An 11681-nucleotide genomic window follows, 5' to 3' on the forward strand; every position below is an offset into this window, starting at 1 on the left:
TTAAAATATTCCTTCATCTACAAAACTATAATATTTTGTCTCAGTCACAATCAAATGATCCAAAACTTTAACATCCAGACTATCTCCGGCCAACTTTAATTTTTTGGTAATTTGCTTATCGGCATCACTTGGTGTTAAAGCTCCCGAAGGATGATTGTGACACAAAATTAAAGCTGTTGCTCCTTTTTCAAGCGCCATTTTAAAAACCAAACGGGCATCGACCAAAGTTCCTGTAATTCCGCCTATACTTATTTGTGTCTTTGAAATAACCTTATTGGAGTTATTTAGATACAAAATCCAAAATTCCTCATGAGGCAACTCACCAATAATAGGCTGCATGATTTCGAAAACAATTTTACTCGAAGTGATTTTAGTCAATTCAACCACTTCCTCTGCACGTCTTCTTCTTCCCAATTCCATTGCTGCTACGATAGCAATTGCTTTGGCTTCGCCAATGCCTTTAAATTGCATCAATTGACTTAAGCTGAGCTTCCCTAAAGCATTGAGATTATTAGACACACTTGCCAAAATCCTTTTACTTAAATCCACTGCCGATTCATTCCTGCTTCCGGAGCCTATTAAAATAGCAATTAACTCAGTATCACTCAAAGCACTTTTGCCTTTGAGCATTAATTTCTCTCTGGGTTTATCGTCTTCAGACCAATTGGTAATAGGGAAATGATTGTTTTCCATAACAAAAGATTTAGTTTACAGCAACTCACATATAGTAAATATAGTACTAAATCTTTTAAACCAACACCTCTTTTCTTACATAACAAACGATAATACCACAATTACTCGATTAATCCCTTTACCTCATCAAAATTCAATCCGCCATAATTTCCTGAACTCATCAATAACAAAGCAGAATTATCTAAATTCAAATTGAACAGATATTCTTTGAATTCAGCAGGATTAGTGTAAATAATTAAATCTTCACGATTAAAAGCTTTGGCAATCTGCTCATAAGTTACTTCTTCCAATTGCTTAATTTTTACTGCATCAGGAGAATAAAAAACAACTGCAGTATCAGCATAAGCCAATGCGCCTTCGTATTCTTTTAAAAACTCAGCATTTAAACTGCTGTAAGTATGCAATTCCAAACAAGCTACAACAGTTCTGTCAGGATACTGTTCTTTCACAGCTTTTGTAGTTGCTGAAACCTTACTTGGCGAATGAGCAAAATCTTTATAAGCTACTTTAGTTTTACTTTCTGCAATTTTTTCCAATCGTTTTGAAGCTCCTTTAAAACTGGCAATTGCTTCATAGAAATCAGCTTCATCCACACCCATATTCTGGCAAATCCATTTGGCTCCAGCCAAATTATTCAAATTGTGCGCTCCGAAAACTTCTATTGGCATATCACCTTCAGGAGTTTCTAATAAGGTTGTTCCGTTTTCAACTTTATAATTCGGTGTGTGATACCCTATTTTTCGAATTGGATTCGTTGCTGCTTCAGCCACACGTTTTACTTCCGGATCGTTTTCATTATAAACTAAAATTCCGCCATTAGTAATTTTACCAATAAAAATTTCAAACTGCTCCACATAATTCTCATACGTTGGAAACACATTAATATGATCCCAGGCAATTCCTGAAATCAGAGCAATATTCGGTTGGTACAAATGAAATTTAGGGCGTCTGTCAATTGGCGAAGACAAATACTCATCACCTTCCAGGACCATAAAATCATTTTCTTCGGTAAGATGTACCATCGTATCAAAGCCTTCTAATTGCGCACCCACCATATAATCCACTTCAATATTGTGGTAATGCATCACGTGCAAAATCATAGACGTTATGGTTGTTTTCCCGTGAGAACCACCAATAACCACACGGGTTTTATTTTTAGATTGTTCGTATAAAAACTCAGGATACGAGTAGATTTTCAAGCCTAATTCCTGTGCTTTCAACAATTCCGGATTATCCGCCTTAGCGTGCATTCCTAAAATTACCGCATCAATATCGGCGGTTATTTTTTCAGGAAACCAACCTAATTCGGCCGGTAAAATACCTTTCTTCTCTAAACGTGATTTTGATGGCTCAAAAATAGCATCATCGCTTCCTGTAACCTGATACCCTTTATTGTGTAATGCTAAAGCCAGGTTGTGCATGGCACTTCCGCCAATAGCTATAAAATGTGTTTTCATATTAGTTATCGCTTATGCGTAAATTTATTTCCTTAATTTAATTGTCGTTTTTCTTTTTAAATTCTTCTAAAACCGCTTGTGCTTTATCGGGTGATTTCATTTTATTGGCATACAAATTGGCCAGTTTTTGATAAGTCTTTTTCGAATTCCCCACGGCAATTGCTTTTTTATAATGCTGTTCTGCCTTTGCATATCTTTTAAAATATTCTTCAATATGACCTCGGGATAAATAGCCGTCAACAACTGAAATTTGAAATAATTCGTTAGAATATTGTATGGCTTTTTTTTCACTTCCGCCTAAAATTCCCGGCAACTGAAGATAGAGTTCTATCAAAGCCCATCTGGCTTCAATGTGTTTGGGATTTAATTCTATAGCTTTTTCAAAATTCGTCCGTACTTCATCAATCATCCCTAAAGCTTTGAATTTACTGACTTCTAAAGCTTTCATTCCTAAAACACCGCCATATTTAAAATAAAAATTAGCTTCAGCAGGTTTGGCTTTTTTAAGCTTTCCATAATACAACAAGGCTTCATCCCAGTCTTTACTGCGTCCGGCAATGTCTCCTAAATATTCGATGATTTTTATATTAGATGGATTTTTTTTCAGAAGAACCTCAAACATGGGCTTAGCTTGTTCTAATTTCCCTTCTTCAAATAATTGCTGGGCTTTCTCAAAATTTACCTGAGAAAAAACCAATATTGGGAACAAAAAAAATACCAGCAGAATGTGTTTCATTTTCCAAAAATAAACAAATTTAAAAGGATTATAAAAATTTTATCCAGCATAAAAACAATAACGAAATCACAATCTTAAATCAACCTTACAATAACATTAGACAAATACTTTCGTAACATGAAAATTTCGGAAATATGAAAATATTCTACGCCATTCAGGCAACAGGAAATGGGCACATCAGCAGAGCAACCCAATTATATCCCTATCTGCAAAAATTTGGCGAGGTCGATTTTTTTCTCAGCGGATGCAATGCCAGTTTAGACATTAAACTTCCCATAAAATATAAAAGTAAAGGTTGCAGCCTGCATTACAGCAAATGTGGCGGATTGGACTATTGGGAAATTGCCAAAAATATCCGACCTCGCCAAATCTACAAAGATGCCGATACACTGCCGTTAAAAAAATATGATATAATCATCAATGATTTTGACTCGATCACTTCTTTAGCCTGTAAAATGCAAAAAGTACATTCTGTGCAATTAGGGCACCAAGCCAGTTTTATTTCGGCCAATACTCCAAGACCTGAAAAAAAGAGTCTAATGGGCGAAATGATTTTGAAACACTATGCGCCTTCTCCTAAAAATATCGGTTTGCATTTTGAAAAATATGATTCCTTTATTCTTCCTCCAATTATTAAAGACGAAATTATTCAGGCCCAACCTGCTAATTTAAAACACATTACAGTTTACCTGCCTTCTTTCGACAAAGATTGTCTCGAAAAAGCCTTTAATAAAATAAGTGACGTACACTTTCATTGGTTCTTACAAGGAATAGAATTCAAACACACTATTGGAAATATTACTTATTTCCCTGTAAACCAAAAAAAATTCAATGAGAGCTTGATTTCCTGTGAAGGCATCATCACCGGTGGCGGTTTTGAAACTCCGGCTGAAGCTTTGTATCTTAAAAAGAAAATTCTAAGCATTCCTATTCGCAGTCATTACGAACAGGAATGCAATGCCGCAGCCCTGAAAAAAATGGGCGTTCCTGTGGTTTATGAGGTTGGGAAAAATTTCGACGAAATCATTAAAAACTGGCTAAACCAAAATATTATTTATCCTGAAATGCCTGCCAATAATATTCGAGAAACATTGGAATATTTGTTTGACACCTATCGTAATTAAAATTACAAAAAACTTATTTTAAAAATAAACCTACAAAAAAAAGAAAGCTTTTTCAAAAAAATAATTATTTTTAGTGCTATTTTTCACATTATTCCTAACTGTTTGGGAAAGAATGTGCTCTATAGTATAAAAAGTTATTATGAAAAAAATCTTGTTACTCATCGTACTTATTTCAACATCTGTTTTTGCTCAAAAAAATCAAAAATCTTGGAATAAAGTAATCACCTTAGAAAAAGATGGAAAAATAAAATCGGCTAAAGAAATTGTAGATAGAATTTATGAAAGGTCAATTTCAAAAAACGATGAAGAACAATTGATAAAATGCTTTTTTTATCAATCTAAATACTTACAAACATTAGACGAAAATGCTCAATCCAAAATCTTAAACCATTTAAAAACGGATATTAGTAAAGTTTCTGCTCCTTCAAAAGCGATTTTGAATTTAGTTTACGCTAAATGCCTGAATGATTACCTTAATCAAAATAGGTATAAAAGAGAAAATATAACCACTACCAGCAATCCTGACAACAATTACCTTTTGTGGTCTAATGCTGAATTTGAAAACCAAATAGCAAAGTATTACAACAATAGTTTAATTGACAAAGCAAGTATAAAAAATACTTCTCTTGCTCAGTACGAAGCTATATTTGATTATTACAATCAGGAAATATTCAAAACCGAAAATTTGTATGAATATTTACTGGAAGAAAACATCAATTATTACAATTCAAAAATTCAGCATTGGAATTTTAAAAAAAGTGACTTCAATTTCTTAAAAGAAGATTTATTTGGAAATTCTGTCTCTTTTAAAGAAATCAACTTCGACTTTGTCAAAGAAAAAAATCTTCAAAAAACCTTGCAATTATTTCAGGAGAGAGAACAAAACAATCCATCTGTAGAAAATCAGTTGAATCGTATTATTTTTTGCAAAAACCAGCTTGTAAATGACAATGAAGCTTATCTAAAAGCGTTAACTAAACTGCAAAAACAATCAAAAACGGCAATCAGCCTACAAAAAATTCAATTCGAGAAAGCAACAATCTTTAACAATCTGGCTTCCAAAGAAACACATCCTGATTATAAGATAAAATCCATAGCTTTATTTGACAGTATTATAGCGATTCAAAATCATTCGAATACTTACAAACAAGCTCATCTAAGCAGACATAATTTATTAGAAAAAAACCTCAGCATCCAGCTGGAAAAATACATTTATCCTAACCAAAATCACCGTGCTTTTATAAGTTTTAAAAATATCGACAGTGTAAAGATTAGCTTTTATAAAATAAAGCAAAGCGAGATGCAATTTTTGAATTTCAATTACGCTAAAAAAGACAGTATTCTAAATGAATTTATATTACATCACATTCCAGTACAAACCGAAAATTATAGTTTAAAAAATCCAAAAGACTATTTTGAACACACAACAGAACTACTTTTACCTCAACTAAAAACAGGAAGTTATCTTGCTATTTTTGAAAGTACTAGTGCCAAAAAAGATGATAAAGCATATGGATTTGAAACAATTATAGCTACCAATTTCAGTCTGCTGTCCGAAACAAAAAAAGATAGAGACTACTATCATGTTTTAGACCGAAAAACCGGAACACCTATTGAGAATGTACAAATAGATTCGGAAGATTTCGTGGGTAAAACCGATAAAACAGGAACTCTTTTTAACACAAGAGGAAAAGACGAAAATTTTCAAAGAAATATTGTTTTAACCAAGGATAATGATACTCTTCCACTCTACACCAATTATATTAATATCTTAAATGAATTCGAAAAAAATAAAACAGTAAAAGCAAAAGTTCAATTCTATCTGGACCGAGCCATTTATCGCCCTGGTCAAACCGTTTATTACAAAGGCATCGCTTTACAGCAAAAAGCTAATGTAACTTCAGTTGTTGCGAATACTTCTTTTAAAATTACTTTTGAAGACGTTAATAACAAAACAATCAAAGAACTTGATGTAATTACAAATGAGTTTGGTTCCTTTTCGGGAGAATATAAGTTACCCCAAACAGGGTTATCCGGAAATTTCACTATTCAGGCAGAAGAACCTGATGATTATGAAAAAGACAGCATATATGATAAAACAAAAGAGGAACATCCGTTTTGGGATAATGTAACTTTTGAAAATTCATATCTTTCTTTTCGCGTAGAAGAATACAAAAGACCTAAGTTTGAAATAACTATTAATCCTTTAACAGAGAGTTACAAAGTCAACCAAAAGTTAACCGTTACCGGTAATGCAAATTCTTTTTCCGGAGCAAATGTCACTAATGCAAAAGTTACCTACGAAATTACACAGGAAACCTACAATACTAACTCCTATGGCGCTTATGAATGGTACGGCGGAAAACAGCAAACATTAGTAAAATCAGAAACTAAAACCGATAACAGAGGAAACTTTAGCGTTGATTTTATTGCAAAACCCGATACATTAGCTGTAAAAGAAAAACTACCTGTTTTTAGCTATCGCATTAGAGTCACCATAACTGATATCAATGGTGAAACACAAACTAAGGAAGACTTAATTACTAATGTGGGCTATCATGCTCTAAAACTAAAAGCAGATATTCCTAAAACCATTGAAACCAAAGACAAAACTAGTATAAAACTGGAAAGTAATAATCTCAACGACACTTTTGTTGCTACAAATGGGGAGATTAAAATATACCGTATTCGAAATGCTGTAAATAAATTCAAACCAAGAGTTTGGCAAAAACCGGAAATAGAAACAATCTCAGATTCTGAATTTGAACAACTTTTCCCTTTTGAAAAAAATGAAAAACCAATTTCTGAAAAAGAAACCGGAGTATTAGTGCATTCTTTGACAATAAACACTCTAAAAGACAAAGAAATTCCGCTGGACTTTATGATGGAATATCCATCCGGAAACTACAAACTTGTATTCTCAGCTAAAGATGCATTCGATAATCTCGTTGAAAACAGTTCCCATTTTGATTTGATACAGAGTAAGAACAAAATAAACCCTAACCAACTTATCACCCTGGAACAATTAAATTCAAATCCAAAAAAAGATGGTTTTGTAACAATTAAAATTCAAAGTATCATTCCTGATCTCTATATTAATACAATTGCTAATTATAAATACTGGAATTTCTTAGACGAAAACCACTTCTTAAAAGACAATGAAATAATACTAAACATCCCACTTAATGATGAATTTGAAAATACAGTAACTATAAATTGCACAAGCATTTATGAAAATACTGTTTTTAATAAAAGTCTAAATGTTGCTCTAAAAAAAGAAGAACCTAAACTGGAATTTGAAATTGAAAGTTTCAGAAGTAAAATTGAACCTGGAAAACTAGAAAATTGGTCCTTTAAACTCAATGCTACCAACACAAAACTGGAATCTGAAATTTTAGCATCCATGTATGATAAATCTTTAGATCAATTTGCCAATAAAAATTGGGATAATTTAGATTTTAATAACTACAACAATTATTATCCAACAAATTTTAAAAGCCCTTTTGGTTTCCAAAAAACCTTTACAAATATTAAAAACTTAAACAGCTATTTAGGCTATTTCAAAACAGAAAATGAGAAAACTAAATTAATGTGGTTTGGATTTAATTTCAATAATTCTAACACCTATTTTTCCAATAATGAGTACCAAAAATACCTCCATAAAAACAGTAGCAGACCACAGAATGCTAAACTAATTTCAGGAATTATCTCGAGTAAAAACGAGCCATTGGCCGGAGTTAATGTTTATATAAAGGGAACTAATCGAGTAACAACTTCAGACTTTGAAGGTTACTATCAAATTGAAGCAGCAGTAGGTGAAATAATAGTTTTCAGCTATATCGGTTTCCTTGACAGAGAAGAAAAAACAACATCTAAACAAATAAACATTGAATTAGAAGAAGATAAAAATGCTTTACAGGAAGTAGTTGTTGTAGGTTATGGCGCACAGAAAAAAAGTAACCTTACAGGAGCTATTACGACAATTAAAGATAAAAAAATAGGAGCTCAAACTATAAAAGGTGATCCTGATGCTGTATTAAAAGTTGCGCCAGCAGGAAGTGGTCCTAAAAAAAGTCAAGTTATTGAAGAAGTAGACGATCAAGTTTATAGTACTGCCGCAATTTCAATGGCATTACAAGGAAGAGTTTCCGGCTTGATTTCAAATGACAGTTTAGCAGGAAAGAAATTATCAACAATTAAAGCGAGAACTAATCTTTCTGAAACCGCATTCTTTTATCCACATCTTAAAACCGATTCTAGAGGAAAAATCAGTTTTAATTTCACATCACCAGAGGCTTTAACTTCATGGAAGTTGCGCTTATTGGGACATAACAAAAATGCTGTTTCTGGTTATTTAGAAAAAAATGTAATTACGCAAAAAGAGTTAATGGTAAGTCCTAATTTCCCTCGATTCTTCAGAGAAAAAGACACAATTGTTATTAGAGTTAAAATTGCCAATATGACGCGCCAAAACAAAACAGGCATTGCTCAATTACAATTTTTTGACGCTATGACAATGCAAGCTATTGATTTAAAAATGGCTAACATAAAAAATATCCGAAATTTTAACATCGATGCTCATGGAAACACAACAGCAATCTGGAAAATATACATTCCTGAAGGCTTACAAGCCGTTCAATACCGCATTGTCGCAAAGGCTGGAAATTATTCGGATGGCGAAGAAAATATACTTCCTGTTTTAACGAACAACATTCTCGTAACTGAAAGCCAGTCCATTTGGGTTCGTGACAATGCGACGAAAACATATACTTTTGATAATCTAAAAAACAACAACTCAACTACACTTAAAAACCATCTGTTAACATTAGAGTATACCTCAAATCCGAGCTGGCTTGCCTTGCAATCCTTACCTTATTTAATGGAATACGAGCACGAATGTGCCGAACAGACTTTTGCCCGTTTTTATGCCAATGCACTAGCTTCTGCAATTATTTCCAGTAATCCTAAGATTTCAGACTTATTTGAAAACTGGAGAAAAAATGGAAAATTAAATTCGAAATTGGAAGAAAATGAAGCATTAAAATCAATTATTCTTGCCGAAACACCTTGGTTCAACGATGCTAAAACCGAAACCGAAAAGAAAAACAAAATGGCTTTGCTATTTGATTTCGAAAAAATGAAAAATTCTCAGGATGCTGCTTTTAACAAATTAAAACAAAAACAACTTGCATCAGGTGGATTTGCCTGGTTTGACGGCGACAGAGAAAACGAATACATTAGCCGTCATATTCTGGCCGGTTTAGGTCATTTGGCTAAACTAACACCTGGTCAGGAAACCTATATAAAAGTGGATGAAATTGCTAAAAAAGGAATTGCGTATTTAGATGCTAAATTCTTAAATAATCATGCAAAAAGAATTAAAATGGTAAGCTCAAACAACAAATTGATTTGGGCAAATCCGTACTCTGATTTGCACTATTTGTACACGAGAAGTTTTTACATCGCCAAATATCCTTTGTCCGATACTTTAAAAAAAGCTACAAAGTTGTATCTGGAAACGGCCACAAAAGAATGGCTCAACTATTCACTTTACGAAAAAGGATTAGCAACACTTACATTATATCGCTTTGGCGAAAAAGAAACAGCAAAAAAAATCATCGAAAGTCTAAAAGAATCTGCCTCAAACAACGAAGACTGGGGTATGTATTGGATTGCAAACAAATCTGGTTGGTATTGGCATCAGGCTCCTATAGAAACACAAGCCTTGCTTATCGAAGCTTTCTCGGAAATTACAACTGACACAAAATCTATCGATGCAATGAAAGTCTGGTTGCTAAAAAATAAACAAACTAAAAACTGGCCAACAACTAAATCAACCACCGAAGCTGTCTATGCATTACTGATGCAGGGAACAGACTGGTTAAGTGTAAAAGACAATACAGTTTTTAAAATTGGCAATGAAAAGATTTTGACTAAAAAATTATCTGAGAATGAAAAAGAAGCAGGAGCAGGTTATCTAAAACTCAACTGGCAAGCTAATGAAATACAAAAAAACATGGCCACAATTACTATTCAAAATAAGTCAAAAGTACCAGGTTTTGGTGGTATTTATTGGCAGTATTTTGAGGATTTGGACAAAATAAAAACGGACAGTACCAATGTACTCTCTGTTTCTAAAGAATTGTATCTTAAAAAAACAGATTCTAAAGACTTTGTGTTAAACAAAATAACAACACAAAATCAGTTAGAAATTGGAAACCTAGTTACCGTTAGATTAATTATAACTGCTAAAGAAAATATGGAATTTGTTCACTTAAAAGACTTAAGAGCTTCTTGTTTTGAACCTTTAGATGTTTTATCTTCTAATGATTACAAGAATGGTTTAGCATTTTACAAGAGTACAAAAGATGCAGCAACGCATTTCTTTTTTGATAAGATAAACAAAGGCACCTATATTTTAGAATATGATATAAGAGTCAATAATCGTGGCGATTTCTCTAATGGAATAACGAGTATACAAAGTATGTATGCGCCTGAATATTCTAGTCATACTGAAGGAATAAGAGTTAAGGTAAAATAAAACCGAAGCACCTTTCTGATAAAAAAACCACTAACAAATCAAATTCGTTAGTGGTTTTTATATGTTGTAAAATACTTTTTACTCATTCAACATTTTCCAAAGCTTATCTTTCAACTCTGTCAAACCTTGCTGAGCAACTGAAGAAACAAATAAATAAGGGACATCTTTAAACGAGACATCTAATTCTGCTTTTAACTCTGCTCTTAATTCATCGTCCAGCATATCGCACTTGGTAATAATTAAAAGGCGCTCTTTGTCGAGCATTTCAGGATTGTATTTGGTTAATTCATTAACCAAAATATCATATTCAGCTTTAATATCAGGTGTATCTACCGGAACCATAAACAGCAACGTTGAATTACGCTCAATATGACGCAGAAAATAATGTCCAAGACCTTTCCCTTCGGCAGCTCCTTCAATAATTCCCGGAATATCCGCAATTACAAAAGACTGAAAATCCCTGTACGCAACAATTCCTAAATTAGGTTTTAAAGTGGTAAATGGATAATCGGCAATTTTAGGCTTAGCAGAAGTTAAAACCGAAAGCAAAGTCGATTTTCCCGCATTTGGAAAGCCCACTAAACCAACATCGGCCAAAACTTTCAATTCCAGAATCACATCCATTTCCACTCCCGGCAAACCTGGCTGAGCATAACGCGGGGTTTGATTAGTAGAACTTCTAAAATGCCAGTTTCCTAAACCTCCTTTTCCTCCTTTACAAAGGATTTTCTTTTCACCATGTTCGGTTACTTCAAACAAGATCTCACCTGTTTCCTTATCTTTCACCACAGTCCCTAATGGCACTTCAATAATTTTATCTTCTCCGTCGGCTCCTGTACTTCTGTCTCCTCCTCCGTCTCCACCGTGACCGGCTTTAATATGTCGGGCAAATTTTAAGTGAAACAAAGTCCAAAGTCCTTTATTACCTACCAAAATCACATGCCCTCCACGGCCTCCGTCACCTCCGTCAGGCCCTCCTTTTTCAATAAATTTCTCTCTATGTAAATGCGTAGAACCTTTTCCTCCTTTTCCCGAAGAAACATATATTTTTACGTAATCTACAAAATTCCCCTCTGTCATTTTTTTAAGTGTTCAGTCATCAGTTTTTAGTATTCAGTTTCAGATTGCTC

6 protein-coding genes are annotated in these 11681 nt (G+C 33.4%); 2 read left to right on the plus strand and 4 right to left on the minus strand.

The window, feature by feature from the left end:
• From radC to BLR17_RS11595, 3 genes are all read right to left on the minus strand, one after another.
• A complete protein-coding gene (gene radC, locus BLR17_RS11585; RefSeq protein WP_066329405.1) occupies positions 1 to 693 on the minus strand; it encodes a RadC family protein in 693 nt (230 codons plus the stop codon).
• A 101-nt stretch (positions 694 to 794) separates the two neighbouring features.
• Positions 795 to 2150 carry a UDP-N-acetylmuramate--L-alanine ligase gene (locus BLR17_RS11590; RefSeq protein ID WP_066329408.1) on the minus strand — a complete coding sequence of 452 codons (1356 nt, stop codon included), beginning with the start codon at positions 2148 to 2150 and terminating at the stop codon, positions 795 to 797.
• A gap of 37 nt (positions 2151 to 2187) precedes the next feature.
• A complete protein-coding gene (locus BLR17_RS11595) occupies positions 2188 to 2886 on the minus strand; it encodes a tetratricopeptide repeat protein (protein WP_066329409.1) in 699 nt (232 codons plus the stop codon).
• A 134-nt stretch (positions 2887 to 3020) separates the two neighbouring features.
• Here BLR17_RS11595 and BLR17_RS11600 point away from each other — a divergent pair, with 134 nt between their 5' ends.
• Both BLR17_RS11600 and BLR17_RS11605 read left to right on the plus strand, forming a co-directional pair.
• Positions 3021 to 4010, plus strand: coding sequence for a glycosyltransferase family protein (locus tag BLR17_RS11600; RefSeq protein WP_066329412.1), 990 nt, complete (start codon positions 3021 to 3023; stop codon positions 4008 to 4010).
• Between the two features lie 139 nt (positions 4011 to 4149).
• Positions 4150 to 10551 carry an alpha-2-macroglobulin family protein gene (locus BLR17_RS11605; protein ID WP_066329414.1) on the plus strand — a complete coding sequence of 2134 codons (6402 nt, stop codon included), beginning with the start codon at positions 4150 to 4152 and terminating at the stop codon, positions 10549 to 10551.
• 78 nt (positions 10552 to 10629) lie between these two features.
• Here BLR17_RS11605 and obgE read toward each other — a convergent pair whose 3' ends face one another.
• Positions 10630 to 11631 carry a GTPase ObgE gene (gene obgE, locus BLR17_RS11610; protein WP_066329416.1) on the minus strand — a complete coding sequence of 334 codons (1002 nt, stop codon included), beginning with the start codon at positions 11629 to 11631 and terminating at the stop codon, positions 10630 to 10632.
• Positions 11632 to 11681 lie beyond the last annotated feature (50 nt).

Source organism: Flavobacterium glycines (assembly GCF_900100165.1).
Taxonomy (GTDB): Bacteria; Bacteroidota; Bacteroidia; order Flavobacteriales; family Flavobacteriaceae; genus Flavobacterium; species Flavobacterium glycines.

What these genes read in the sequence shown, in the direction of transcription:
- radC (WP_066329405.1), bottom strand. Translation starts at nt 693, where the DNA reads ATGGAAAACAATCATTTCCCTATTACCAATTGGTCTGAAGACGATAAA.
- BLR17_RS11590 (WP_066329408.1), bottom strand. Translation starts at nt 2,150, where the DNA reads ATGAAAACACATTTTATAGCTATTGGCGGAAGTGCCATGCACAACCTG.
- BLR17_RS11595 (WP_066329409.1), bottom strand. Translation starts at nt 2,886, where the DNA reads ATGAAACACATTCTGCTGGTATTTTTTTTGTTCCCAATATTGGTTTTT.
- BLR17_RS11600 (WP_066329412.1), top strand. Translation starts at nt 3,021, where the DNA reads ATGAAAATATTCTACGCCATTCAGGCAACAGGAAATGGGCACATCAGC.
- BLR17_RS11605 (WP_066329414.1), top strand. Translation starts at nt 4,150, where the DNA reads ATGAAAAAAATCTTGTTACTCATCGTACTTATTTCAACATCTGTTTTT.
- obgE (WP_066329416.1), bottom strand. Translation starts at nt 11,631, where the DNA reads ATGACAGAGGGGAATTTTGTAGATTACGTAAAAATATATGTTTCTTCG.